The following is a 25,528-nucleotide window of genomic DNA, read 5'->3' on the forward strand; positions in this document are numbered from 1 at the left end:
TCCGGCCGCTGGCCGCAGGCCGGGGCGGCCGGCGCCGCGGTCGGCCTGTTGCTGGTCTGGCTGCTGATCTACCTGCGCGTGAGCGCGCCGATCAACCGCCAACTCACCGCCGGCGCGGACCAACCCGAGCCGTCAACCAACGCGCGTGGGCTGCAACGTGACTGGGACAGGGTGATCACCATCAGGGCTGCTCTGCAGGGCCTCGCCGTCGCGGCGTTGTGCCTGGCGCTGCTGCTCTGAAGTTGATCTGAAGTGGATCTGAGGGGGAAAGGACAACGGGACAATGAGCATGGGCAACAACATCGGACGGCTGCTGATGCGCGCGGCACCGCTGCTCAACAAGCCGGTCGCGGCGATGGCGGCCTCGCCGCGCCTCGGCGCGCGAATGCGGCGCAGCATCGCGCTCGTCACCTACACGGGCCGACGGTCGGGACGGACGTTCTCGATTCCGGTGGCCTACCGCCGTCGCGGCGACGAGATCGAGATCGCCGCGAACATGCCCGACGCCAAGACGTGGTGGCGCAACTTCGTCGGCGACGGCGCGCCGATGTCGGTGACACTTGATGGCGTCGAGCGCACCGGGCATGCCGTCGCGCACCGAGGCGCCGACGGGCGCGTCACCGTTCGCGTGCGCCTCGCAAGCGGTCAGTCGACCTGGTAGCGCGGGAAGACGCCGGTCGGCGCGGGCAGCGCCGTGCCGGGCGCCAGCCGCGTCGCCACCGCGTCGAAGCCGCGCCGCTCGGGCGCCTGGCCGAGCAGGTCCAGTAGCTTGCCCGCCGACTCGGGCATTACCGGCTGGACCAACAGCGCCGCGATGCGAACCGCCTCGCACGTCGTGTAAAGCACCGTCGCGAACCGCTTCCGGTCCGCCTCGGACTCGCTCTTGCGCAACACCCACGGCTGCTGGGCCGAGAAATACCTGTTAGCCGCGCCCAACATCAGCCAGATCGCTTCCAGCGCCAGATGCATTGCCTGGTTGTCGAATTCGATGCGAACGCGGTCGAGCAGACCGTCGGCGACGTCGAGCAGTTCGGTGTCCTCGGCGGTGAATTCGCCGGGCGCCGGGACGATTCCGTCGAGGTTCTTGGCCACCATGGACAGCGACCGTTGGGCCAGGTTGCCGAGCTCGTTGGCCAAATCGGTGTTGGTGCGGGTGACGATCGCGTCTTCGCTGTAGCTGCCGTCCTGCCCGAAGGGCACCTCGCGCAGCAGGAAATAGCGCAGCTGATCCACCCCGAACGTGTCGACCAGGGCATCCGGGTCGACGATGTTGCCCACCGACTTGCTCATCTTCTCGCCGCGGTTCAGCAGGAAGCCATGCGCGAAAACCCTTCGGGGCAAGTCGATCCCGGCCGACATCAGAAATGCCGGCCAGTAGACGGTGTGGAACCGGATGATGTCCTTGCCGATCATGTGCAGGTCGGCCGGCCAGTAGCGCCGGAACAGTTCGGAATCGGTGTCGGGGTAGCCGACCCCGGTCAGGTAATTGGTCAGCGCGTCCACCCAGACGTACACGACGTGGTCGGGATGCCCGGGGACTTTCACGCCCCAGTCGAACGACGTGCGCGAGATCGACAGGTCGCGCAAGCCGCCGGAGACGAAGCTGACCACCTCGTTGCGCCGCACCTCGGGGGCGATGAATTCCGGGTTCGCGTCGTAGTGGGCCAACAGCTTGTCCGCATACGCCGACAGCCGGAAGAAATAGGTCTGCTCCTCGGTCCAGGTCACCGGCGTGCCGGTCTCGACCGCGACCCGGGTCCCCTCCACCACGGCGGTCTCGGACTCGACGAAGAACCGCTCGTCGCGCACCGAGTACCAACCGGAATAGCTGTCCAGGTAGATGTCGCCCGCCGCCTCCATCCGCCGCCAGATCTCCTGGGACGCCTCGTGGTGGTCGGGGTCCGTCGTCCGGATGAACCGGTCGAAGGAGATGTTCAGCTTCTCCTGCAGCCGCTGGAAAACGTCGGAGTTGCGCCGCGCCAGCTCGGCGGTCGGGATGCCTTCCGCCGCCGCCGTCTCCATCATCTTCAGGCCGTGCTCGTCGGTGCCGGTCAGGAAGCGCACGTCGAAGCCGTCGAGCCGCTTGAACCGGGCGATCGCGTCGGTGGCCACGTACTCATAGGCATGCCCGACGTGCGGATTGCCGTTGGGATACGTGATCGCGGTGGTGACGTAGAAGGGCCTCATCGAGAGTCCACCTTATTGTGTGCGCGTGAGCTCCAACCGACGACAACGAGAAGCGCCGCCCGCGCCCGAACCGCTGGCGCCCCTGGTCGACGCCCACACCCACCTCGACGCCTGCGGTGCGCGGGACGCCGAGGGCGTGCGCGCCATCGTGGACCGCGCCGCGGCCGCCGGGGTGGGGGCCGTGGTCACCATCGCCGACGACCTGGAGTCGGCGCGCTGGGTGACGCGGGCCGCCGAGTGGGATCCCCGGGTGTATGCGGCGGTGGCCCTGCATCCGACCCGCGCCGACGCGCTGGACGACGACGCCCGCGCCGAGATCGAACAGTTGGTGGCGCACCCCAGGGTGGTCGCCGTCGGCGAGACCGGCCTGGACCTGTATTGGCCCGGGCGCCTGGACGGCTGCGCGCGGCCGGACACCCAGCGGGACGCCTTCGCCTGGCACATCGACCTGGCCAAGCGGTGCGGAAAGCCGCTGATGATCCACAACCGCGAGGCCGACGCCGAGGTGCTCGACGTCCTGGCCGCCGAGGGCGCGCCCGACACCGTGATCTTCCATTGCTTCTCGTCGGATGCCGCGATGGCCCGCCGCTGCGTGGACGCCGGGTGGTTGCTCAGCCTGTCGGGAACGGCGAGCTTCCGTAATGCCCGCGACCTCCAGGCGGCCATCCCGTTGATCCCGCTCGGGCAGCTGCTCGTGGAAACCGATGCGCCCTTCTTGACGCCGCATCCCTACCGTGGGGCGCCCAACGAGCCGTACTGCCTTCCTTATACTGTGCGAGCGGTCGCCGAACTGGTGGGCCGGCCGGCCGAAGAGCTGGCGCAGGCCACCACGAGCAACGCTCGGCGGGTCTACGGGCTGGCTCGCGATTGACTCGCGAAACGGGTCGATTCCGTTAACAAGCTCGCGCCGGAGTTGCTCAACATTGGCCGGTTCGTTACCGTCTTGTGATCGAAAGGGTGGGGCCTCCGGGCCCTTATTTGTCGCTTGGTGCTGATTAGGTCGTTGGGGTGCTTGCTGTGGCCGGGATAGACGCGCGTTGACCGTATTAACAAAACTTCATCAGACCCCGTCCCCGATGTTGCGGTTTGTCGTCGGTGGGCTGCTGGTAGTTCTCGCGTTCGCCGGCGGATTCGCGGTTTCGGCGTGCAAGACGGTGACGCTGACCGTCGACGGAATCGCGATGCGGGTGACGACCATGAAGTCGCGGGTGATCGACATCGTTCAGGAGAACGGCTTCGCCGTCGACGAGCGTGACGACCTGTACCCCGCCGGAGACGTCAAGGTGCACGACGCCACCAACATCGTGTTGCGTCGCAGCCGCCCGCTGCAGATCTCGCTGGACGGCCACGACACCAAGCAGGTGTGGACGACGGCGTCGACCGTCGACGAGGCGCTGGCCCAGCTCGCCATGACCGACACCGCCCCGGCCGCGGCCTCGCGCGGCAGCCGGGTCCCGCTGGCGGGGATGGCGCTGCCCGTCGTCAGCGCGAAGACGGTCCGCATCAACGACGGCGGCGCGACCCGCACGGTCCACCTGCCGGCGCCCAACGTCGCCGGGCTGCTGAGCGCCGCCGGCGCCCCGCTCCTCGAGGGTGACCAGGCGACGCCGAACGCGGCGTCGCCCATCGTCGACGGCATGGAGATCCAGGTGACCCGCAACCGGATCCAGCGAATCACCGAGCGGATGCCCTTGCCGCCGAACGCCCGTCGGGTCGAGGATCCGGACATGAACATGAGCCGCCAGGTGGTCGAAGACCCCGGCAGCCCGGGCACCCAGGACGTCACGTTCGCGGTCGCCACCGTCAACGGCGTCGAGACCGGCCGGTTGCCGATCGCCAACACGGTGATCACTCCCGCCCGGGACGCGGTGGTGCGGGTGGGCACCAAGCCCGGCACCGACGTGCCGCCGGTCAGCAACGGAGCCATCTGGGACGCCATCGCGGGCTGCGAGGCCGGCGGGAACTGGGCGATCAACACCGGCAACGGCTACTACGGCGGTGTGCAGTTCGACCAGGGCACCTGGGAACGCAACGGCGGGCTGAGGTTCGCCGCGCGCGCCGACCTGGCTACGCGGGAAGAGCAGATCGCCGTCGCCGAGGTGACCCGGGAACGTCAGGGCTGGGGCGCGTGGCCGGTCTGCAGCGGAAGAGCTGGTGCGAGCTGACCATCCGGCTGCTCGGTCGTACCGAGATCAGGCGGCTCGCCAAAGAACTTGACTTTCGGCCACGGAAATCCCTCGGTCAAAACTTCGTCCACGATGCCAACACGGTCCGCAGGATCGTCTCGACCGCCGGGGTGGGCCGCTCCGACCACGTCTTGGAGGTCGGTCCCGGGCTGGGCTCGCTGACGCTGGCCCTGCTCGACCGCGGTGCCGCCGTCACCGCCGTCGAGATCGACCCCGTCCTCGCCGAGCGGCTGCCGCTGACCGTCGCCGAGCACTCGCACAGCGAAATCCACCGGCTCACCGTGCTCAACCGCGACGTCCTGACCCTCGGACCGGACGAGCTCGCCGCCGAACCCAACGCGGTCGTCGCCAACCTGCCGTACAACGTGGCCGTGCCCGCGCTGTTGCATCTGCTCGCCGACTTCCCGTCCATCCAGACCGTGACCGTCATGGTGCAGGCGGAGGTCGCCGAGCGGCTGGCCGCCGAGCCCGGCGGCAAGGATTACGGGGTGCCCAGCGTCAAGGTCCGATTCTTCGGGACGGTCCGGCGGTGTGGCACGGTGTCGCCGGCGGTGTTCTGGCCGATTCCCCGGGTCTATTCCGGTTTGGTCCGCATCGATCGCTACCCCACCGCCCCGTGGCCCACCGACGAAGCGTTCCGCCGTCAGGTGTTCCGGTTGGTGGACATCGCGTTCGCCCAGCGCCGCAAGACGGCCCGCAACGCCTTCGTGGATTGGGCCGGCTCGGGCAACGAGTCGGCGAACCGGCTGCTGGCCGCCAGCATCGACCCGGCCCGCCGTGGTGAGACCCTGTCCGTCGACGACTTCGTGCGCCTGTTGCGGCGCTCCACCGAACCGGCCGATACCGCGGCCCCGGTCGGCCCGCCCGCGACGCAGCAGCAGCCGTCCCCGAGCTGACTGCGGTGTCTTCGGGGCGCCGCTGCGTGTAGTTGGCCGGTCGCAGCGATAGTCTGCTGCGGTGGGTGACAATGTCTGACGGCAATACCGCCGCCCAGTGGGTGCCCACCGGGTCGGTCACCGTTCGGGTGCCCGGGAAGGTCAACCTCTATCTGGCGGTCGGCGATCGTCGCGAGGACGGCTACCACGAGCTGACGACCGTGTTCCAGGCCGTCTCCCTGCTCGACGAGGTGACGGTCCGGAACGCCGACGTGCTGTCGCTCGAGCTGGTCGGCGAGGGCGCCGACACGCTGCCCACCGACGAACGCAACCTGGCCTGGCAGGCCGCCGAGCTGATGGCCGAACACGTCGGCCGGGCGCCGGACGTCTCGATCATGATCGACAAATCCATTCCGGTGGCCGGCGGGATGGCCGGTGGCAGCGCCGATGCGGCGGCCGTGCTGGTCGCCATGAACTCGCTGTGGGAACTCAACGTGCCCCGCCGCGACCTGCGCATGCTGGCCGCGCGGCTGGGTAGCGACGTGCCCTTCGCGCTGCACGGCGGCACCGCGCTGGGCACCGGCCGCGGCGAGGAGCTGGCCACCGTCCTGTCCCGCAACACCTTCCATTGGGTGCTGGCCTTCGCCGACGGCGAGCTGCTCACCCCGTCGGTGTTCGGCGAGCTGGACCGGCTGCGGGAGGCGGGGGATCCGCCGCGGCTCGGCGGCCCCGGGCCGGTGCTGGCCGCGCTGGCCGCGGGCGACGCGGAACAGCTGGCGTCGCTGCTGGGCAACGAGATGCAGGCGGCCGCGGTGAGTCTCAACCCGAAGCTGCGCCGGACCCTGCGCGCCGGCGTGGAGGCCGGCGCGCTGGCCGGCATCGTGTCCGGCTCGGGCCCGACGTGCGCCTTCTTGTGCGGCTCGGCGGGTGCGGCGGTCGACGTGGGCACCGAGGTGTCGGGTGCGGGGGTCTGCCGCACGGTGCGGGTCGCCAGTGGGCCCGTGGCCGGGGCGCGGGTGGTTCCGGCCCCGACCGAAGTGTGAAAATCGCCCCAAATCGCGCATTCGTTTGGGCTGTTCCCTAAGAGGAGTTTAAGATAATCCGCGGTGACGGGTACCGCTGAGCTAGACCACTCAATATCGTCGTCCGCCGGGGCTTCCGGCGGACGACTGATACTTCGGGCCCACCGGCGTTCTACGGCCCCGATCCTGGCTTATCGGGCGGTCGGACGCGAGGTCGTCGACTCATCGCCGATTCGAGACCTAACCGCTGCCCGACTGTGTTTGCGCGCCTGCTCCCAAGTGTTACCCGGCGGGCGGAATATGAGATCGCGGGCGTTGGGGCAAGCGCCGCAACCGAGGAGGTTTGTGTGAGCAGGTTTACCGAGAAGATGTACCGCAATGCCCGCAACGCGAAAACGGGCATGGTCACCGGTGAACCCCATGAACCGGTCCGCCACACCTGGGGCGAGGTGCACGAGCGCGCCCGTCGCATCGCGGGCGGCCTGGCCGCCGCGGGCATCGGACTCGGCGACGCGGTCGGTGTGCTCGCCGGTTTCCCGGTCGAGATCGCCCCGACGGCCCAGGGCCTGTGGATGCGCGGCGCCAGCCTGACGATGCTGCACCAGCCCACGCCACGCACCGACCTGGCCGTGTGGGCCGAGGACACCATGAACGTCATCGGCATGATCGAGGCCAAGGCGGTCATCGTCTCCGAGCCCTTCCTGGTCGCCACCCCGGTGCTCGAAGAGAAGGGCATCAAGGTCCTCACCGTGGCCGACCTGTTGGCGTCGGACCCGATCGACCCGGTCGAGGTCGGCGAGGACGACCTGGCGCTGATGCAATTGACGAGCGGCTCGACCGGATCTCCCAAAGCCGTCCAGATCACCCACCGCAACATCTACTCCAACGCCGAGGCGATGTTCATCGGCGCCCAGTACGACGTCGACAAGGACGTCATGGTGAGCTGGCTGCCCTGCTTCCACGACATGGGCATGGTGGGCTTCCTGACCATCCCGATGTTTTTCGGCGCGGAGCTGGTCAAGGTCACGCCGATGGACTTCCTGCGCGACACCCTGTTGTGGGCCAAGCTGATCGACAAGTACAAGGGCACCATGACCGCGGCACCCAACTTCGCCTACGCGCTGCTGGCGAAGCGGTTGCGTCGCAACGCCAAGCCGGGCGACTTCGACCTGTCCACGCTGCGGTTCGCGTTGTCGGGCGCCGAGCCCGTCGAACCGGCCGACGTCGAGGACCTGCTCGACGCGGGCAAGCCGTTCGGCCTGCGGCCCTCGGCGATCCTGCCCGCGTACGGCATGGCCGAGACCACGCTGGCCGTGTCGTTCTCGGAGTGCAACGCCGGCCTGGTCGTCGACGAGGTCGACGCCGACCTGCTCGCCGCCCTGCGCCGGGCCGTGCCCGCCACCAAGGGCAACACGCGGCGGCTGGCCACGCTCGGCCCGCTGCTGCAGGACCTCGAGGCGCGCATCATCGACGAGAACGGCGACGTGATGCCGCCGCGCGGCGTCGGCGTCATCGAGTTGCGCGGTGAGTCGCTGACGCCCGGCTACCTGACCATGGGCGGCTTCATCCCGGCGCAGGACGAGAACGGCTGGTATGACACCGGCGACCTCGGCTACCTCACCGAGGAGGGCCACGTCGTGGTCTGCGGACGCGTCAAGGACGTCATCATCATGGCGGGCCGCAACATCTATCCCACCGACATCGAGCGCGCCGCCTGCCGCGTCGAGGGGGTGCGGCCCGGCTGCGCCGTGGCGGTGCGCCTGGACGCCGGCCACTCCCGCGAGACGTTCGCCGTCGCCGTCGAGTCCAACGCGTGGCAGGACCCGGCCGAGGTGCGCCGCATCGAGCATCAGGTCGCCCGCGAGGTGGTCGCCGAGGTCGACATGCGGCCGCGCAACGTGGTGGTGCTCGGCCCGGGCACCATCCCGAAGACCCCGTCGGGCAAGCTGCGCCGGTCGCACTCCGCCACCCTGGTCACCTAAGGCCGGCCTTGCCGGCGCGCGCCTACCAGGCGTGCACGCGGTTCTGCGCCGGCTCGAGCCCCAGCTCGACGAGCAACTCCGTGGCGTCCGCGGCCTGCTCGCAAATGGTGGGGACGTCGCCGCGTTCGGCGGCGGAGAAGTTCTCCAGCACGAAGGCCGCCGGGTCCTTGCGTCCCGGCGGACGCCCGATGCCGATGCGGACCCGCTGAAACTCCTTGGTGCCCAGCGCGGACGCCACCGAGCGCAGGCCGTTGTGGCCGCCCTCACCGCCGCCGATCTTGAGGCGGATGCGCCCGAAGTCGAGGTCGAGGTCGTCGTGGACGACCACGATGTCGGCGGGGGGGACCGAGTAGAACTTTGCCAACGGCCCGACCTGGCGGCCGGACTCGTTCATGTAGCAGCGCGGCTTGGCCACCAGCACCGGGTGCCCGGCCAGCCGGCCGCTGACCACCTCGGCCCCGGACCGCTTGTGCACCTTGAACTTCGAGCCCAGCCGGCCAGCGAGCAGGTCGGCGACCATGAAGCCGAGGTTGTGCCGGGTGCGGGCGTAGTTGTCTCCGGGGTTGCCCAGGCCGACGACCAGCAGCGGCTCGGCCACGACGGGGTCCGCCTACTCGGACTCGTCCGCGGCGGCCCCGGAATCTGTGGCCTCGCCGGCTTCCTCTTGCGCGGGGGCCGCTTCGGCCTCGGCGCCCTCGCCGGCGCCCTCTTCCTCGAGGTCCTCGGCCGTCGGTGCGGTGACCACGTTCACCACCAGCATCTCCGGGTCGGAGATGAGGTTGACGCCCTTCGGCAGCGTGATCTGCCCGGCGGTGAACTGGGTGCCCGGCTCGGCGTCCTCGATGGACACCGTCAGCTGCTCGGGGATCGACAGCGCGTCGGCCTCGATCTCGATGGTGTTGGTGTCCTGGGTGACCAGGGTGCCGGGGACGGCGTCGCCCTCGATGACGACCCGGACCTCGACGACGACCTTCTCGCCGCGGCGCACGACCAGCAGGTCGGCGTGCTGGATGGTGCGACGGATCGGGTGGATGTCGAGCGCCTTGGTCAGCGCCAGCTGTTCCTTGCCGTCGATGTCGAGGGTCAGCACCGCGTTGGTGCCCGCGTGGCGCAGCACGGCCGCGAAGTCGTGGCCGGGCAGCTCCAGGTGCTGCGGGTCGGCGCCGTGGCCGTAGAGGACCGCGGGAATCTTGCCCTCGCGCCGGGCTCGGCGCGACGCGCCCTTGCCGGTCTCGGTTCGCACCGTGGCGGTGAGTTGGTTGCCTGCGGACTTGGCCATCGTGTCGCTCCTGTGTGCTCAGTGCCTGAGTGTTGGGGGCACGGCAAGGATCGCGACAGTCCGTCGGCCTCCGTCGATAACGGTGCTGGCTGGCCAGCCACCCTCGCCGTGACGCCCGGTCAGGTTAGCGCATCCGCACCTCAGGGCGGAAATCCGGGCGGGCCGGGGCGCGTGCGCCCGCCCGGCGGGGAACTCGGCGTCGGTGCGCCCGGCCGGCCGGGCGTTGGGTGCGTCGCCGGCGGTTGCATCCGCACCTCAGAGTGGAAATTTGGTGCCGGTGAGCTGCTCGGACAGCTCCCACAGCGCGGCGGCCGTCTGCGGGTCGCGCGCCCGCGGGCTGCGCCGGACCGGTTGGGTGCGGCCGACCTGGCCGAACCGCGGCCCGATGAACGAGTCGCCCGGGAGGTCCTGTGACGCTGCGTACAGCGTTTGCCGGGCACCGAAGTCGGCGTCGGTCGCCACCACCCTGGTGACCGCCGACATCATCGCGTCGCCCAGCTTGCGGCCGGAGGCGCCCTGCAGGTTGGTGTGCGAGTAGCCGGGGTGGGCGGCCAGCGCGCGCAGCGTGGAGCCGGCCGCGTCCAGGCGTCGCTGCAGCTCGCTGGTGAACAGCAGGTTGGCGAGCTTCGATTGGCTGTAGGCCAACCAGGGCGAGTATCGCCGCCGCTCCCAGTTCAGGTCGTCGAGACTGATCCGCCCGGGCCAGTGCGCCATCGACGACACGGTGACCACCCGATCGGTGAGCTTCGGCAGCAACAGGTTGGTGAGCGCGAAGTGCCCGAGGTGGTTGGTGCCGATCTGGCTCTCGAAGCCGTCGATCGTCTTCGCGTACGGGGCGGCCATGATGCCGGCGTTGTTGATCAACACGTCGACCTTGTCGATGCCGTCGGCGAACTCGCGCACCGACGACAAGTTCTGCAGGTCGAGCGGGCGCACCTCGACCGGGCCGGTGTGCGAGCCCCTGATCTGTAGCGCGGCCTTCTCGCCCTTGCGGACGTCACGGACCGCCATGATCAGGGTGGCGCCCCGCCGCGCCAGCTCGCGGGCCGTCACCGCGCCCAGACCGCTGTTGGCCCCGGTGACGATGACGGTGCGCCCGGCGAACGACGGCAGGTCTGCGGCGGTCCAGTTGGTCATGACTGACGAGGGTAATCGGGCTCGCTCACTCCCGGACGTCGAACTCCAGCGGCAGGGTCGTGGGGCCGGTGATGCCACTGATGGCTTGCCACGGAGCCGGGCCCGTTCGACGGGGGTTGGGCATGCGTTGGGTGATGACCCGAAGCGCTTCGGTCAGTTCCAGACGCGCCAGGTGCGCGCCGAGACAGTAGTGCACCCCACCCCCGAAGGTGAGCATTGCCGGTGGGTCTGCGCGGGTGATGTCGACGTGGTCCGGGTGGGGGTAGGCGTCTGGGTCGCGGTTGGCCGCCGCGGTGTTGGCCACGACCAGGGTGCCGGCGGGAATCCGGACACCGGCCAGGTCGACGTCCTCGGCGGCCAGGCGGATCGTGCCGAAAACGACCGGGTAATAACGCATGAGCTCGTGGACCGCGCCGGACGCGAGCGCCGGCCGCTCGGCGAGCAGGGCCCACTGGTCGGGGTGGGCGGCGAGCACCTGCACGGCGGCGGCGAGCTGGTTGCGGGTGGTGTCGGTTCCGGCGCCGAGCAGGGTCGCGCACAGCATCAACAGTTCGTCGTGGCTGAGGCGGTCGCCCGGAAAAGCGGGGTCTTCGGTTCGGATGAGCTCGGAGATCAGGTCGTCGGACAGCGAGGCGCGTCGCCGCCCGATCAGGTCCTCGAGGTAGGCGTCGAGTTGATCCCACGCGGCCAGGATCGCCGGGCCGTCTTCGGCCACGTTCCAATCGAAGATCTTCTTGATGTCGTCGGTCCAGCCGCTGAACAGTTGCCAGTCCTCGGGCGGCGCGCCCAGCAGCGCGCAGATCACCGGCGTGGGGTAGCGGCGGGCGATGTCGGCGACCACGTCGCAGTGGCCCGCGGTCGTCAGCGGATCGACCAGCCCCGTGATGATGTCGACGACCAGTGTGCGCAGGCGCTCGGCGCCCCGGGGCGCGAACGCCTTGGACACCAGCCGGCGCAGCCGGTGATGCCGGGCGCCGTCGAGACCCAGGATGTTGCTGATCGCCCGATCCCAGAGCGGACCCGACGTCACGCCCTGCAGGTCGAGTCCGAGGCCGCGCGCCGTGACGAACCGGCCGTCGCGCAGCACGGTTCGCACCAGCTCGTAGCTCAACATCTCGGGCCCATGGGGACCGATCGCGATCGGGGCCTGGCTTCGCGCGTCGGCCAGCACTCGGTGCGCCTCGTCGGGATCGGTCAGTTGGTCGTAGTCGACGGTGGGCAATCCGGCGTCGAAGACGCTCGGGCAGTCGCTGATCAAAGTGGTCATGCCAGTCGACTATCCGGCGCCGGGGACTCCAGACCATCCGCCACAGCGCGTAAATGTGCGCGGCCCATCGCGTAGGTTCGCGCGCGACGCGCGTAGAAGATCTACGCGCACTGGCCGATGTTTGCGTGGTTCGCGGCCGCGATGCTGGCTACCATGAGCCAACACGCGGAGATGCCGTCGCTGAACTGGAACGAGTTGGGCGTGAGCGAGTTGCTGCCTACCGGCACGGTTACGTTGCTGCTGGCCGACGTCGAGGGTTCCACGCGGCTCTGGGAAACCCAGCCCGAGCAGATGACCGCCGCGCTGGCCCGGCTGAACAAGACGGTGAACGACGCGGTCGACGCGCACGCCGGCGTCCGCCCGCTCGAGCAGGGCGAGGGCGACAGCTTCGTCGCGGCATTTTCCCGCGCATCGGACGCGGTGGCGTGCGCGCTAGCCGTGCAGCGCGCCCCGCTGGCGCCCATCCGTCTTCGAATCGGGATACACACCGGCGAGATCCAGTTGCGCGACGACGCCAACTATGCCGGCCCGACCATCAACCGCACGGCGCGGTTACGCGATCTCGCGCATGGCGGACAGACGGTGTTGTCCGGTGCGACCGAATCGATGGTGGTGGATCGGCTGCCCGACGGCGTATGGCTCGCCGACCTTGGCAGCTACCCGCTGCGCGATCTGCCGCGCCCCGAGCGAGTGGTGCAGCTGTGCCATCCCGACCTGGCCAACGAGTTTCCGCCGCTGCGCGTCGGCAGCGCGGTTGCCGCGCATAATCTCCCGGCCCAGTTAACGAGTTTCATCGGGCGCGAAGCAGAAATCGAGCAGTTGCGGCACATCGTGGCGGACAACCGCATGGTGACCCTGACCGGCGCGGGCGGCGTGGGCAAGACGCGGCTTGCCATCGAGATCACTTCCGATCTCGGCGACCGCTTCCCCGACGGACAGTGGTACGTCGACCTCGCGCCGATCACCATTCCGGCGGTGGTGCCGGTCGCCGTCGCGCGTGCGCTCGGCCTCCCCGATCAGCAGGTTCTTTCCACCACGGAACTACTGGTGCGATTCTTCGGCCGGCGGAACATGTTGCTGTTACTGGACAACTGCGAGCACCTGATCCACGCGTGCGTGGCCCTGACCGAGGAATTGCTCAAGGCTTGCCCGCAGTTGACCATCCTGGCCACCAGCCGTGAACCGCTCGGCGTGCCGGGCGAATTCGGTTGGCGGGTACCGTCCTTGAGCTTGGCTGACGAATCGATCGAGTTGTTCGCCGTCCGCGCCCGGCGTTCGCGGCCTGATTTCGTTGTGGGAGAAGATAATCGGGCTCCGGTCGAAGAGATTTGCCGCCGCTTGGATGGCATGCCGTTGGCGATCGAGCTTGCCGCGGCACGGGTTCGGGCGCTGTCGTTACAGCAGATCCTCGACAGCCTGCATGACCGGTTCCGGCTCCTCACCGGGGGCGCCCGCACCGCGGTGCGCCGCCAGCAGACGCTGCGGGCCTCGGTGGATTGGTCCCATGCGCTGCTCACCGAACCCGAACGAATTTTGTTCCGCCGCTTGGCCGCATTTGCGGGCGACTTCGACCTGGACGCCGCTCAAGCCGTCGGCGCCGGCAGCGAAGTCGAAAGCTACCAGTTGTTGGACCAGTTGAGCCTGCTGGTCGACAAATCGCTGGTGGTCGCCGACGACACCGGCGCCGGGATGCGCTACCGGTTGTTGGAGACGGTTCGCCAGTATGCGCAGGAAAAACTCGGTGAGTCCGGTGAGTCTGACGAGGTGCGGACCCGCCACCGCGATTACTACGTCGCGAAGGCCGCGGAACTGGCGTCAGAGGGCCATTCCGGCGATGAGCTGCTGTTGCGCTGGGGAGAAACAGAAGTCGACAATCTGCGGGCCGCCTTCACCTGGTGCCGTGAAAATTCCGACCTGGAGGCCGGGCTGAGGCTTATCTCGTTACTCCGACCGCTGTGGCTGCGAGGCGGGCGCACCCTGGAGGGCATAGCCGGACTGGACTCGATTCTCAACGAGGCAGGTCATTCTGAGATCGCTCCGGCAGTGCGGGCGGGTGCCCTGGTCGAGCGACAGGTCCTCGCGGCATGGATCGGAATCCCAACGGAGTTGGGGCCCGCTGAGGACGCGCTTGGAATAGCAAGACAGCTCGCCGATCCGACGCTGGTCACCCGGGCGCTGATCGGATGCGGCATGAGCAGCGTTTACAGCTCGGAGCTGGCACAGCCCTACTTCGCGGAGGCGATCGACCTCGCCGGCGCCGCCGGTGATTTGTGGAGTCTTTGCCAGATCTACAGCCACCAGGCGACGGTTGGGGCTTTCGCCGGGCGACCAATCGAGGCGCGCGCGGCCGCCGAAAGGGGGCGTGGTCTCGCCGAAACGCTGGGCGACAAGTTCTTCTCACGCAATTGCCGGACCTGGCTCGGTATCGCGCTGATGATGCAGGGGCATCTCGCCGAGGCCAAGGAGGTGGGCAGGACTTTGGCGGAGGAGGCGGAGGCGGCGGGCGAGGTGGTAATGAAAACCTATGGGCACACGGTCCACAGCGTGGTGCTCAGTCGCCTCGGTCGCGCCGCCGCCGCGCGGTCCGCTGCGGAGTCCGCCCTGGCGGCCGCCGAGGCGATGGGCGGGTCGTCCGACGACACGGTGTACGCGATGCTCGCGGACGCCGCGCTGACCGCCGGCGACGCGGGTGAGGCGCTGCGGCTCTGCGAGACGGCATGGCAGCGCACCAGTCCGTCACGGGAGGTGTTCACCAGAAGCGTCAACCCGATCGCCGAGGCCGCCTTGGCATGCGGCGAACTGGAGGTCGCCCGCCGATGGGCCGATGAGAACGTCGCCATCGTGCCGGGTTACCAACAGATGGTGGCGCTGACGGCGCGCGCCTACATCGCGATGGCACAGGGCGAGCCGGGCCAAGCGGAGCGTGACGCGCACGACGCCCTGGCGGTCGCCGCCCGCGTCCAGGGATACCTCCGGGTGCCCGACGCGCTGGAATGCCTGGCGTGCCTGGCGGTGGACGCCGGCAACCACCCGCACGCGGCTCGTCTGCTGGGCGCGGCGGATGGAATGCGGCGGCGGACGGGTGAGGTTCGCCGCCCGATGTACGAATCCGGCTACCAGGCCGTGCTGATGAAGGCGCGAGAAGCGCTGCCGGACAGCGACTTCGACACTAACTGGGCCGAAGGCGCCGCCCTGTCCACCGAGCAGGCGATCGCGTACGCGCAACGCGGCCGCGGGGAGCGCAAACGCCCCGCCAGCGGTTGGGAATCGTTGACCCCGATGGAACACGACGTCGTTCGCCTGGTCCGGGAAGGGTTGGGCAACAAGGAGATCGGTGCGCGGCTGTTCGTCTCACCCCGCACCGTGCAAACTCACCTCACCCACGTGTATGCCAAGCTGGGTATCTCGTCACGGGTGGAACTCATCAAGGACCAGCACTGCACATGATCGCGCCGAGATTGCCGCCAGGGCTGTGGTTCGGGCCGCGATCACGACCATGGGCGCAATCTCGCCGACCAAAGCCTGAGATCACTTCGCCGCGACGACGAACCCCCGCATGATCGCCTCGATGTCGGTGGACTGCGCGACCGCCTCGTTGGCCAGGCCGGTGATGGTGAGCTGGACCAGGTATCGCTGCTTGGCGGGCGGCGCCCCGGTTGCGATGACGATCCGGTTGAAGCTGTGCAGCCGGGTGCCGTCCAGGTCGTAGCTGCCCTGGATCATCGACGAGGGGAAGCCGTTGTACGGCGTCGTCGAGGCGTCCAGTTGCTTGAAGTCCTCGAACAACTGGGCGTCGTCGTTGCCGTGCTGGATCACCTGGGCGGGGTCGAAGTCGCCGTGCAGCTTGAACACCACGAGTCGGGCGGTCGGATACTTGCCGCCCTTGGAGATCATCAGCGTCTCCTTTGCGATGTGCGGATTGCTCGCGACCGTCCAGCCCGCGGGCGTCGGTATCGACACGGTCAGGTCGGGCAGGTTGCCCGGCGCCACTTGCTCCCCCGTCACGCCGATGTTCTGCAGGTACTGCGATAGCGGGACGGGCTTCGCGGCCCTCGTCGTGGTGGTCGTGGTCGTCGACGTCGTCGACCAGATGGATTGGTAGTCAGGCGTTTTCGGACCACATGCCGCCGCGGGCAGTGTCAGCGCTATGGCCGCGGCCGCACACGCACGTCTCACAGAATCTCGCGGACCTGCTCGACCGGCCGGGCCAGCCGGGTGCCCTTCGGGGTGACGACGAACGGCCGCTCGATCAGGATGGGGTGTTCCGCCATGGCGTCGAGCAGCTGGTCGTCGGTCGCTTCGGCGAGACCCAATTCGCCGTAGAGCGATTCCCGCCTGCGCACGGCGGTGCGCACGTCGATCCCGGCATCGCGAATCATCCGCACCAGTTCGTCGCGCGACGGCGGATTCTTGAGGTACTCGACGATCGTCGGCTCGAAACCGTTGTCGCGCAACAGGTCCAGCGTCTTGCGTGAGGTGCTGCACCGGGGGTTGTGGTAGATGACGGCGTCGTCAGACCGCGAAGCCATCTAGGCGTCCCCGTCGAACAGCCCCGTGACGGAGCCGTTTTCGAAGACGGCGCGGATGGTGCTGGCCAGCAGTGGCGCGATGGACAGGACCGTGAGCTGCGGGAAGCGCTTCTCCTCGCCGATCGGCAGCGTGTTGGTGACGATCACCTCCCGGGCGCCGCACGCCGCCAGCCGCTCGGCGGCCGGGTCGGACAGCACCCCGTGGGTGGCGGCGATGATCACGTCACCGGCGCCCTCGTCGCGCAGCAACTTGACCGCGCCGGCGATGGTGCCACCGGTGTCGATCATGTCGTCGATCAGCACGCACGTCCTGCCCTGCACCTCGCCGACGACGCGGTTGGACACCACCTGGTTGGGCACGCGCGGGTCGCGGGTCTTGTGGATGAAGGCGAGCGGGACGCCGCCCAGCGCGTCGGCCCACTTCTCGGCGATGCGCACCCGGCCCGAGTCGGGGGAGACGACCACCATGTTGCCGTCCGGGTAGTTGTCCCGGATGTACCCGGTCAGCAGGTTCTGCCCGCGCATGTGGTCGACCGGCCCGTCGAAGAAGCCCTGGATCTGGTCGGTGTGCAGGTCGACGGTCACGATGCGGTCGGCGCCCGCCGTCTTGAGCAGGTCGGCAACCAGCCGCGCCGAGATGGGCTCGCGCCCGCGGTGCTTCTTGTCCTGCCGGGCGTAGGGGTAGAACGGCATCACCGCGGTGATCCGCTTGGCGCTGCCCCGCTTGAGGGCGTCGATCATGATCAGCTGTTCCATCAGCCAGTCGTTCACCGGCGCCGGCGCCGACTGCAGGACGAAGGCGTCGCACCCGCGGACCGACTCGTGGAACCGCACGAAGATCTCGCCGTTGGCGAAGTCCCGGGCCGTCTGAGCGGTGACGTGGACGTCGAGCTCTTTCGCCACCTGCTCGGCCAGCTCCGGATGCGCACGGCCGGAGAAGAGCATCAGGTTTTTGCGGTTGTCGGTCCAGTCGTGGCTCAACGCACTGCCCTCGCCGTTCGAATCGAAATCGGAGGTCCAATCGTACGTAGCGAATGGTACGGAAGTGTGGCCGGGTTACCAGATACCAAAGTCACGATGTCTTTTCGGGCTCGGCGGCCTGCTCGGCGTCGCCGGCGGGTTTTCCGGCCGCCTTTTCGGCGGCTTCGGCGGCCGCGCTGCCCGGCCGTTTGCGCTGCACCCAGCCCTCGATGTTGCGCTGCGGGCCCGCCGAGACCGCCAGCGCGCCCGGCGGGACGTCCTCGCGGACCACGGTTCCCGCCCCGGTGTACGCCCCGTCCCCGACCGTCACCGGCGCGACGAACATGGTGTCCGACCCGGTGCGCACGTGCGACCCGACCGTGGTGCGCCGCTTGTTGGCGCCGTCGTAGTTGACGAAGACGCTGGACGCGCCGATGTTGCTGTGGTCGCCGATGTCGGCGTCGCCGACGTAGGTCAGGTGCGGCACCTTGGTGCCGGTGCCGATCGTGGAGTTCTTGGTCTCGACGAACGCCCCGAGCTTGCCGTCGTCGCCCAGCACCGTGCCGGGCCGCAGGTAGGTATAGGGGCCGACGGTGGCGCCGGCGCCGATCGACGACGACGTGCCGTGGGTGCGCACCACCGATGCGCCGTCGCCGACGGTGACGTCGGTCAGCGTGGTGTCGGGTCCGACGACGCAATGGCCGCCGAGCCGGGTGCTGCCCAGCAGCTGCGTGCCGGGGTGGATCACGGTGTCGCGGCCGATCGTGACGTCGACATCGATCCAGGTGGTCGCCGGGTCGACGATCGTCACCCCGGCCATCTGATGGGTGGCGACGATCCGGCGGTTCAGTTCGGCCCCCAGCTGGGCCAGCTGGACGCGGTTGTTCACCCCGGCCACCAGGGCGCTGTCGTCGACGTGCCGGGCGTGGATGGCCCGCCCGTCCCCGCGCAGGATGGAGATGACGTCGGTCAGGTAAAGCTCCTGCTGGGCGTTGTTGGAGCTCAGCCGGCTCAGCGCCGAGCGCAGCGCCGCGACGTCGAAGGCGTAGACCCCGGCGTTGACCTCGCGGATTTCGCGCTGCGAGGGTGTCGCGTCGGCGTGCTCCACGATCGCGGTGACCTCGTTGTCCTGGGTGCGCAGGATGCGGCCGTAGCCGGTTGGGTCGGCGAGGGTCGTGGTGAGCACGGTCGCGGCGGCCGAGCCCGCGTTGTGCGTCGCGATCAGGTCGGCCAGCGTGTCGGGGTCCAGCAGCGGCGTGTCGCCGGAGGTGACGACCACGACCCCGGCGTAATCCTCGGGCAGCGCGGACAGGCCGCAGCCGACCGCGTGGCCGGTGCCCAGGGGCCGGTCCTGCAGGGCGACTTCGATGCCGCGGCCCAGGTTGTCGGCCCATTCGGCGACCAGTGGCGCGATGCGCTGGTGGTCGTGGCCCAGGACGACCACCAGGTGTTGGGGCGCGACCTTGGTGATCGCGTGCAGCAGATGGGACAGCATGCTGCGGCCGCCGATCGTGTGCAGCACCTTGGGGGTGTCCGACCGCATCCGGGTGCCGGGCCCGGCCGCGAGCACCACGACCGCGGTATCGCCACGAGACGCCATCAACTCTCCTCAACCCGGCGCGAACCTGCGTGTCGGTACGACGACACGCCGTCAAGGGTGTCATCACACCGGACGTCGGCGCAAAGACCGCCGACTTCACGTCGCCGACCGTGGCCCCGCCCACGGGAACTGCCCGGCGGATTCGGGCACGGGTGCCACCCGCGACCCAGGGTGCGATGCTCCGTCGCCAGGACTCGAACCTGAACTATCTGAACCAAAATCAGAGGTGCTGCCGATTACACCACGACGGATCGCCAGGCCCGTACGCCCGCGCCACCAAGAGACTTTAGACGGTGCGGGCCCCGATCGCGTGGCCGAGGGAAAGACGGCCGGTTCGGCGCCGCGGACGCTATACGCTGATTGACGTGGCTGTTCTCGACAAGGAGCCGGACAAGGAGGTTCGCGCGCCGCGCGCACGGATGACCGGCAGCGAGCGCCGGCAGCAACTCATCGGCATCGCGCGCTCGCTGTTCGCCGAGCGCGGTTACGAGGGCACCTCGATCGAGGAGATCGCGTTGCGCGCCAACGTGTCCAAGCCGGTCGTCTACGAACACTTCGGCGGCAAAGAGGGCCTGTACGCGGTGGTCGTCGACCGCGAGATGTCGGCGCTGCTCGACGGCATCACCTCGTCGCTGACCAACAACCGCTCCCGGGTGCGGGTCGAGCGCGTAGCCCTGGCGTTGCTCACCTACGTCGAGGAGCGCACCGACGGCTTCCGCATCATGATCCGCGACTCCCCGGCCGCGATCAGCTCGGGCACCTACTCCAGCCTGCTCAACGACGCCGTCAGCCAGGTCAGTTCCATCCTGGCCGGCGACTTCGCCCGGCGGGGCCTGGATCCGGACCTGGCGCCGCTGTACGCCCAGGCGCTGGTGGGCTCCGTGTCGATGACGGCGCAGTGGTGGCTGGACACCCGTGAGCCCAAGAAAGAAGTGGTCGCCGCCCACCTGGTCAACCTGATGTGGAACGGGCTGACCCATCTGGAAGCCGACCCCAGGCTGCAGGACGAGTAGGGACTCGGCCCGGCGGGTTCACGGGGTCAGCGTCACACCCGCCGCGACGACGGGCCGGGGGAAATGTTCTGCGGCGCAGGCCTCGTCGAGCGCGTCCTCGATGACGGCGGCCAGCTCGTCGGCGCCGGGTTCCGACCCGCCGACGTGGGGGCCGGCCTGGCCACCGCCCAGGTGCAGTTCGGTGAGGATGACGCCTTGCCGGGCGCGGACGTCCGCCATCGCGGTGATCGTCCGGCGGATCGCCTCGCCGTAGCGGGCCGGGGCGCCGCCGGCCCGGGTGCCGGCAGGATCCGGCCGACAGTGCAGGCCCACGAGGCCGAACGTGGTGCGCGCCGACCCGCGCCGCGCCGGGCCGGCGACGTGGGGAGCCTCGAGGGGCGAGTCCAGCACGATGCGCCCGACGCCGGCGCCCACCGCCGCGCGCAACAACTCGGGCGATCCGGGGTGCGCGACGATGCGCGCCGGGTCCGTCCCCGCGGCGAGGGCGACCGCCAGCTCGCGGTCCGAGCGGACGCCGATGGCGAGGCCCTCTTCGCGAGCGAAGCGCGCGACGGCGGCAGTCAGCGGCGACCGGCCGAAGTAGACGACACGCGCGCCCCGCAGCGCGTTGCGCCACCGGCGGGCGCGGTCCCGGAAATCCGCCTCGTCAATCACGCCGGCCGGGGCGCGGCGTCGCGCGCGGGCCCACAGCGGGGGCGCCGCGTCATCGATCGCGTCACCGATGGAGGGCAGGGTGTCCAGCAAGGTCATGCATCCAACGTGCGCCCGCGGGGGGCCTCGCGCCGGGTTCCTTACGAACCTTTGACGGCGTCGGGCTCGATATTGACGAATCCTGGCGCCCCTAGAATGGATTCATCATGACCGCACCGGGGCCTGCTAGCCCAGAACCCCCGATCGCGGGGCTCGTTGAATTGGCGCTCACCGCGCCGACCTTCCAGCAGCTGATCGAAAGCGCGGCCGATCGACCGCCCGAGCTTCACCTGGTGGGTCCAGCCAGCGCACGGCTCTTCGTGGCCAGTGCCCTGGCGCGGTTGGGACCTCTGCTGGTAGTCACCGCGACCGGGCGCGAAGCCGACGACCTGACCGCCGAACTGCGCGGCGTCTTCGGCGATGCCGTCGCGGCCTTTCCGTCCTGGGAGACCCTGCCGCACGAGCGGCTCTCGCCCGGCGTCGACACCGTCGGCACCCGGTTGACGGTGCTGCGCCGGCTGGCCCACCCCGAGGATGCGCGGCTGGGCCCTCCGCTGCGGGTGGTGGTGACGGCGGTGCGCTCGTTGCTGCAGCCGATGACGCCGCAGCTGGGCCTGGTGGAGCCGGTCACGTTCAGCGTCGGGCAAGAGATGGCGTTCGAGGAGGTCGTCGCCCGGCTGGTCGAGCTGGCCTACACCCGGGTCGACATGGTGGGCCGGCGCGGCGAGTTCGCCGTGCGCGGGGGGATTCTCGACGTCTTCCCACCCACCGCCGAGCACCCGGTGCGCATCGAGTTCTGGGGCGACGAGGTCAGCGAGATGCGGATGTTCGCCGTCGCCGACCAGCGCTCCATCCCCGAGATCGAGGTCGAGACGGTCATCGCGGTGGCGTGCCGCGAGCTCCTGCTGAGCGACGACGTGCGCGAACGTGCCGCCGCGCTCGCCGCCCGGCACTCGGGGGCCGAACCCGCCATCACCGGCAGCGTCACCGACATGCTGGCCAAGCTGGCCGAGGGCATCGCGGTCGACGGCATGGAGGCGCTGTTGCCGGTCCTGCGGCCCGGCGAACACGTGCTGCTGACCGACCAGCTGGCGCAGGGCACGCCGGTGCTGCTGTGTGACCCCGAAAAGGTGCGCACCCGGGCGGCTGACCTGATCAAGACGGGCAGCGAATTCCTCGAGGCGTCGTGGTCGGTCGCGGCCCTGGGCACCGACGCGCCCGTCGACGTGGCGCAGTTCGGCGGCTCGGGCTTCACCGAGCTGGAGGACGTGCGCGCCGCGGCGGCCACGTCCGGTCACCCGTGGTGGACGCTGAGCCAGTTGTCCGACGAGTCGGCGGTGGAGCTGGACATTCGGGCGGCCCCGTCGGCCCGCGGGCATCAGCACGATATTGACGAAATCTTCGCGATGCTGCGCGCGCACGTCTCGACCGGCGGTTACGCCGCGGTCGTCGCCCCCGGTATCGGGACCGCTCACCGGGTGGTCGAGCGGCTCGCGGACTCCGACACCCCCGCCACCATGCTGGAACCGGACGCGGCCGACACCACGCTCAAGCCGGGCGTCGTCTGCGTGCTCAAGGGCCCGCTGCACGACGGGGTCGTCGTTCCCGGCGCCAACCTGGTCGTCATCACCGAGACCGACCTCACCGGCAGCCGGGCCACCGCCGTCGAGGGCAAGCGGCTGGCGGCCAAGCGGCGCAACACGGTCGACCCGCTGGCGCTGACCGCCGGCGACCTGGTGGTGCACGACCAGCACGGCATCGGGCGGTTCGTCGAGATGACCGAGCGCACCGTCGGCGGCGCCCGCCGCGAGTACCTGGTGCTCGAATACGCCTCATCCAAGCGCGGCGGCGGGTCGGACAAGCTTTATGTGCCGATGGATTCGCTGGACCAGCTGTCCCGTTACGTCGGCGGGCAGGCGCCGGCGCTGTCCAAGCTGGGCGGCAGCGACTGGGCCAACACCAAGACCAAGGCCCGCCGCGCGGTGCGCGAGATCGCCGGCGAGCTCGTCGCGCTCTACGCCAAACGCCAGGCCAGCCCCGGGCACGCGTTCGCGCCGGACACCCCCTGGCAGGCCGAGATGGAGGACGCGTTCGGCTTCACCGAGACCGTCGACCAGCTGACCGCCATCACCGAGGTCAAGGCCGACATGGAAAAGCCGATCCCGATGGACCGGGTGATCTGCGGCGACGTCGGCTACGGCAAGACCGAGATCGCGGTCCGGGCGGCGTTCAAGGCCGTGCAGGACGGCAAACAGGTCGCCGTGCTGGTGCCCACCACGCTGCTGGCCGACCAGCACCTGCAGACCTTCACCGACCGGATGGCCGGCTTCCCGGTGACCGTCAAGGGGCTGTCCCGGTTCACCGACAACGCCGAGTCCCGCGCCGTGATCGAGGGCCTGGCCGACGGGTCGGTGGACGTCGTGATCGGCACGCACCGGCTGCTGCAGACCGGGGTGCGCTGGAAGGACCTCGGCCTGGTGGTGGTCGACGAGGAGCAGCGGTTCGGCGTCGAGCACAAGGAGCACATCAAGAGCCTGCGCACGCACGTCGACGTGCTGACCATGAGCGCCACCCCGATCCCGCGCACGCTGGAGATGAGCCTGGCCGGCATCCGCGAGATGTCGACCATCCTCACGCCGCCCGAGGAGCGCTATCCCGTGCTGACCTACGTCGGGCCGCAGGACGACAAGCAGGTCGCGGCCGCCCTGCGGCGCGAGCTGCTGCGCGACGGGCAGGTCTTCTACGTGCACAACCGGGTCAGCTCCATCGACCGGACGGCGGCCCGGATCCGCGAGCTGGTGCCCGAGGCGCGGGTGGTCGTCGCGCACGGGCAGATGCCCGAGGAGCGGCTGGAACGTACCGTGCAGGGGTTCTGGAACCGCGAGTACGACATCCTGGTGTGCACCACGATCGTCGAGACCGGGCTGGACATCTCCAACGCCAACACGCTGATCGTCGAACGCGCCGACACGTTCGGGCTGTCGCAGCTGCACCAGCTGCGCGGCCGGGTGGGGCGCAGCCGCGAGCGCGGTTACGCCTACTTCCTGTATCCGCCGCACGCGCCGCTGACCGAGACGGCCTACGACCGGTTGGCGACCATCGCGCAGAACAACGAGCTGGGCGCGGGCATGGCGGTCGCCCTGAAGGACCTCGAGATCCGCGGCGCCGGCAACGTGCTCGGTGTCGAGCAGTCCGGCCACGTCGCCGGGGTCGGCTTCGACCTGTACGTGCGGCTGGTCGGCGAGGCCGTGGAGGCGTACCGGGCCGCGGCCGACGGGCAGACCGTGACCACCGCCGAGGAGCCCAAGGACGTGCGGATCGACCTCCCGGTGGACGCGCATCTGCCGCCGGACTACATCGCCAGCGACCGGCTGCGGCTGGAGGGCTACCGGCGGCTGGCCGCGGCTCCCGACGACGCGGCCGTCGACGCCGTGGTGGAGGAGCTCGTCGATCGTTACGGCGCGCTGCCCGAACCGGCGCTGCGGCTGGTGGCGGTGGCCCGGCTGCGGTTGCTGTGCCGGGCCGCCGGCATCACCGAGGTGTCGGCCCCGTCGGCGGCGACCGTGCGGCTGTCGCCGATGACGCTGCCCGACTCGGCCCAGGTGCGGCTCAAGCGGATGTATCCGTCCGCGAGTTACCGCGCCACGACGTCCACCGTGCAGGTGCCGATCCCGCGGGACGGCGGCGTCGGGGCGGCTCGCATCCGCGATGTCGAGTTGGTGCAGATGGTGGCCAACCTGGTGACGGCGCTGCAGGGTAAACCGCAGACGGACATTGGTATAACGGGTTCACCTGCACTGACGTCGAGTGAGGAGCGGCAAGCGTGATTGTCGTGCTGTGCGACCCGCGTCGCCCCTCGCTGGTGCCCGTGGAAGCCATCGAACACCTCGGCGGCGAGGTGCAGTACACCGAGGAGATGCCCGTCGCGGTGCCGTGGTCGCTGCCGGCGGCGCGTCCGGTGCATGCCGGGGATCCCGACGATCCGGCGCCGGTGCTGCTGTCGTCGGACCCCGACCATCCCGCCGTCACCGCCCGGCTGGCGGCGGGCGCCCGGTTGATCTCCGCGCCGGAGACGCCGCGCGGCGAGCGGCTGGTCGACGCCGTCGCGATGATGGACAAACTGCGCACCGCCGGGCCGTGGGAGAGCGAACAGACCCACGACTCGTTGCGCCGGTTCCTGCTGGAAGAGACCTACGAACTGTTGGACGCGGTGCGCAGCGGCAGCGCCGAGGCGCTGCGCGAGGAACTCGGTGACGTGCTGCTGCAGGTGCTCTTCCACGCGCGGATCGCCGAGGACGCGCCGCAGCTTCCCTTCACCATCGACGACGTCGCCGCCACGCTGATGCGCAAGCTGGGCAACCGGGTCCCGGGTGTGCTTGCGGGTCAGACCATTTCGCTGGAAGAACAGTTGGCGCAGTGGGAAGAGCGCAAGGCGGCCGAAAAGCCCCGGAAATCCGTGATGGACGAGGTGCATACCGGGCAACCGGCGTTGGCGTTGGCGCAGAAGGTGATTGACCGGGCCGGGAAGGCCGGGCTGCCCGCCGACCTGGTGCCGGCCGGGATCACCGCCATCTCGGTGTCGGCCGACGGCGACGCCGAAGGCGCGCTGCGCTCGGCGGTGCTGGAGTTCGTCGACACCGTCCGCGAAGTCGAGCGGGCGATCGCCGCGACGCGCCGCGGCGCCGGCGTCCCGGAGGAGTTCGACGTGGCCCCCTTGGGCCAGGTCACGGAAGAAGAGTGGCGTGGGCACTGGCCGTCGCCCGGGGTGATCGACGAGCCGGCGGTCGACGTCGACGAGCCC

At 69.8% G+C, this 25,528-nt stretch carries 18 protein-coding genes, 1 tRNA gene and 3 pseudogenes; 11 read left to right on the forward strand and 11 right to left on the reverse strand.

All coding sequences use genetic code 11. The annotated features are described in order from the left end of the window. A pseudogene (locus HMPREF0591_RS12465) lies at positions 1-240 on the forward strand (DUF1772 domain-containing protein); the annotation flags it as partial. Between the two features lie 43 nt (positions 241-283). Further along, a complete protein-coding gene (locus HMPREF0591_RS12470) occupies positions 284-661 on the forward strand; it encodes a nitroreductase/quinone reductase family protein (protein WP_007168917.1) in 378 nt (125 codons plus the stop codon). Here HMPREF0591_RS12470 and metG read toward each other — a convergent pair. Beyond that, positions 646-2,187: a methionine--tRNA ligase gene (gene metG, locus HMPREF0591_RS12475; RefSeq protein ID WP_007168918.1), complete on the reverse strand. Its 1,542-nt coding sequence runs from the start codon at positions 2,185-2,187 to the stop codon at positions 646-648. The two genes, HMPREF0591_RS12470 and metG, sit on opposite strands and share 16 nt — an antisense overlap. 19 nt (positions 2,188-2,206) lie before the next feature. Here metG and HMPREF0591_RS12480 point away from each other — a divergent pair, with 19 nt between their 5' ends. The 5 genes from HMPREF0591_RS12480 to HMPREF0591_RS12500 all read left to right on the forward strand — a co-directional run bounded on the left by HMPREF0591_RS12480 (position 2,207) and on the right by HMPREF0591_RS12500 (position 8,252). Further along, positions 2,207-3,058 carry a TatD family hydrolase gene (locus HMPREF0591_RS12480; RefSeq protein WP_007168919.1) on the forward strand — a complete coding sequence of 284 codons (852 nt, stop codon included), beginning with the start codon at positions 2,207-2,209 and terminating at the stop codon, positions 3,056-3,058. A gap of 166 nt (positions 3,059-3,224) precedes the next feature. Then, a complete protein-coding gene (locus HMPREF0591_RS12485; protein ID WP_040622422.1) occupies positions 3,225-4,352 on the forward strand; it encodes a resuscitation-promoting factor in 1,128 nt (375 codons plus the stop codon). Further along, positions 4,316-5,269, forward strand: a complete 954-nt coding sequence (gene rsmA, locus HMPREF0591_RS12490) for a 16S rRNA (adenine(1518)-N(6)/adenine(1519)-N(6))-dimethyltransferase RsmA (protein WP_007168921.1) — start codon at positions 4,316-4,318, stop codon at positions 5,267-5,269. Before HMPREF0591_RS12485 ends, rsmA begins: the two co-directional genes overlap by 37 nt. Positions 5,270-5,334: 65 nt before the next feature. Next, a complete protein-coding gene (locus HMPREF0591_RS12495) occupies positions 5,335-6,291 on the forward strand; it encodes a 4-(cytidine 5'-diphospho)-2-C-methyl-D-erythritol kinase (RefSeq protein ID WP_208600848.1) in 957 nt (318 codons plus the stop codon). Positions 6,292-6,617: 326 nt separating this feature from the next. Continuing rightward, the gene (locus tag HMPREF0591_RS12500; RefSeq protein WP_040622425.1) at positions 6,618-8,252 is read left to right on the forward strand and encodes a fatty acyl-AMP ligase; all 1,635 of its coding nucleotides are present in this window, start codon (positions 6,618-6,620) and stop codon (positions 8,250-8,252) included. 22 nt (positions 8,253-8,274) lie between these two features. Here the strand turns inward: HMPREF0591_RS12500 and pth are convergent, their stop codons facing one another. From pth to HMPREF0591_RS12520, 4 genes are all read right to left on the reverse strand, one after another. Then, positions 8,275-8,850: an aminoacyl-tRNA hydrolase gene (gene pth, locus HMPREF0591_RS12505; protein ID WP_007168924.1), complete on the reverse strand. Its 576-nt coding sequence runs from the start codon at positions 8,848-8,850 to the stop codon at positions 8,275-8,277. 12 nt (positions 8,851-8,862) lie between these two features. Beyond that, on the reverse strand, positions 8,863-9,531 hold the full coding sequence (locus HMPREF0591_RS12510; RefSeq protein ID WP_007168925.1) for a 50S ribosomal protein L25/general stress protein Ctc: 669 nt from the start codon (positions 9,529-9,531) through the stop codon (positions 8,863-8,865). 255 nt (positions 9,532-9,786) lie between these two features. Then, positions 9,787-10,668: an oxidoreductase gene (locus HMPREF0591_RS12515; protein ID WP_007168926.1), complete on the reverse strand. Its 882-nt coding sequence runs from the start codon at positions 10,666-10,668 to the stop codon at positions 9,787-9,789. Between the two features lie 25 nt (positions 10,669-10,693). Beyond that, positions 10,694-11,935, reverse strand: a complete 1,242-nt coding sequence (locus HMPREF0591_RS12520; protein WP_007168927.1) for a cytochrome P450 — start codon at positions 11,933-11,935, stop codon at positions 10,694-10,696. Between the two features lie 153 nt (positions 11,936-12,088). Here HMPREF0591_RS12520 and HMPREF0591_RS12525 point away from each other — a divergent pair, with 153 nt between their 5' ends. Beyond that, positions 12,089-15,382: a helix-turn-helix transcriptional regulator gene (locus tag HMPREF0591_RS12525; RefSeq protein WP_085981628.1), complete on the forward strand. Its 3,294-nt coding sequence runs from the start codon at positions 12,089-12,091 to the stop codon at positions 15,380-15,382. Positions 15,383-15,463: 81 nt separating this feature from the next. On the opposite strand, the gene HMPREF0591_RS12530 is transcribed toward HMPREF0591_RS12525, so the two are convergent. From HMPREF0591_RS12530 to HMPREF0591_RS12550, 5 genes are all read right to left on the reverse strand, one after another. Further along, positions 15,464-16,111, reverse strand: coding sequence for an LpqN/LpqT family lipoprotein (locus HMPREF0591_RS12530; RefSeq protein ID WP_007168929.1), 648 nt, complete (start codon positions 16,109-16,111; stop codon positions 15,464-15,466). Continuing rightward, on the reverse strand, positions 16,108-16,464 hold the full coding sequence (gene arsC, locus HMPREF0591_RS12535) for an arsenate reductase (glutaredoxin) (protein ID WP_007168930.1): 357 nt from the start codon (positions 16,462-16,464) through the stop codon (positions 16,108-16,110). The genes HMPREF0591_RS12530 and arsC overlap by 4 nt, the downstream gene beginning before the upstream one ends. Then, complete coding sequence (locus tag HMPREF0591_RS12540) at positions 16,465-17,445, reverse strand: ribose-phosphate diphosphokinase (protein ID WP_007168931.1); 981 nt, start codon at positions 17,443-17,445, stop codon at positions 16,465-16,467. Between the two features lie 91 nt (positions 17,446-17,536). After that, positions 17,537-19,024: a bifunctional UDP-N-acetylglucosamine diphosphorylase/glucosamine-1-phosphate N-acetyltransferase GlmU gene (gene glmU / locus HMPREF0591_RS12545; RefSeq protein WP_007168932.1), complete on the reverse strand. Its 1,488-nt coding sequence runs from the start codon at positions 19,022-19,024 to the stop codon at positions 17,537-17,539. A 179-nt stretch (positions 19,025-19,203) separates the two neighbouring features. Then, positions 19,204-19,275: transfer RNA gene (locus HMPREF0591_RS12550), tRNA-Gln, on the reverse strand. A gap of 168 nt (positions 19,276-19,443) precedes the next feature. Between HMPREF0591_RS12550 and HMPREF0591_RS12555 the strand changes: the two genes are divergently transcribed. Further along, entirely contained in the window at positions 19,444-20,037 is a 594-nt protein-coding gene (locus tag HMPREF0591_RS12555) for a TetR/AcrR family transcriptional regulator (protein WP_003877537.1), read from the forward strand. Between the two features lie 27 nt (positions 20,038-20,064). Here the strand turns inward: HMPREF0591_RS12555 and HMPREF0591_RS12560 are convergent. Next, positions 20,065-20,787 (reverse strand): annotated as a pseudogene (locus tag HMPREF0591_RS12560) (diaminopimelate decarboxylase); the annotation flags it as partial. Positions 20,788-20,894: 107 nt separating this feature from the next. Here HMPREF0591_RS12560 and mfd point away from each other — a divergent pair. Beyond that, positions 20,895-24,554: a transcription-repair coupling factor gene (mfd, locus tag HMPREF0591_RS12565; protein WP_040622428.1), complete on the forward strand. Its 3,660-nt coding sequence runs from the start codon at positions 20,895-20,897 to the stop codon at positions 24,552-24,554. Then, a pseudogene (locus tag HMPREF0591_RS12570) lies at positions 24,551-25,524 on the forward strand (nucleoside triphosphate pyrophosphohydrolase); the annotation flags it as partial. The gene mfd and the pseudogene HMPREF0591_RS12570, both read left to right, overlap by 4 nt. Between the last annotated feature and the right edge of the window lie 4 nt (positions 25,525-25,528).

The organism is Mycobacterium parascrofulaceum ATCC BAA-614 (assembly GCF_000164135.1).
In the GTDB taxonomy this organism is placed as follows: Bacteria; Actinomycetota; Actinomycetes; order Mycobacteriales; family Mycobacteriaceae; genus Mycobacterium; species Mycobacterium parascrofulaceum.

Coding starts and splice junctions, on each gene's coding strand:
- arsC (WP_007168930.1), bottom strand. CDS start 16,464: ATGGCTTCGCGGTCTGACGACGCCGTCATCTACCACAACCCCCGGTGC.
- metG (WP_007168918.1), bottom strand. CDS start 2,187: ATGAGGCCCTTCTACGTCACCACCGCGATCACGTATCCCAACGGCAAT.
- mfd (WP_040622428.1), top strand. CDS start 20,895: ATGACCGCACCGGGGCCTGCTAGCCCAGAACCCCCGATCGCGGGGCTC.
- glmU (WP_007168932.1), bottom strand. CDS start 19,024: ATGGCGTCTCGTGGCGATACCGCGGTCGTGGTGCTCGCGGCCGGGCCC.
- HMPREF0591_RS12470 (WP_007168917.1), top strand. CDS start 284: ATGAGCATGGGCAACAACATCGGACGGCTGCTGATGCGCGCGGCACCG.
- HMPREF0591_RS12515 (WP_007168926.1), bottom strand. CDS start 10,668: ATGACCAACTGGACCGCCGCAGACCTGCCGTCGTTCGCCGGGCGCACC.
- HMPREF0591_RS12525 (WP_085981628.1), top strand. CDS start 12,089: ATGAGCCAACACGCGGAGATGCCGTCGCTGAACTGGAACGAGTTGGGC.
- HMPREF0591_RS12510 (WP_007168925.1), bottom strand. CDS start 9,531: ATGGCCAAGTCCGCAGGCAACCAACTCACCGCCACGGTGCGAACCGAG.
- HMPREF0591_RS12520 (WP_007168927.1), bottom strand. CDS start 11,935: ATGACCACTTTGATCAGCGACTGCCCGAGCGTCTTCGACGCCGGATTG.
- HMPREF0591_RS12555 (WP_003877537.1), top strand. CDS start 19,444: ATGACCGGCAGCGAGCGCCGGCAGCAACTCATCGGCATCGCGCGCTCG.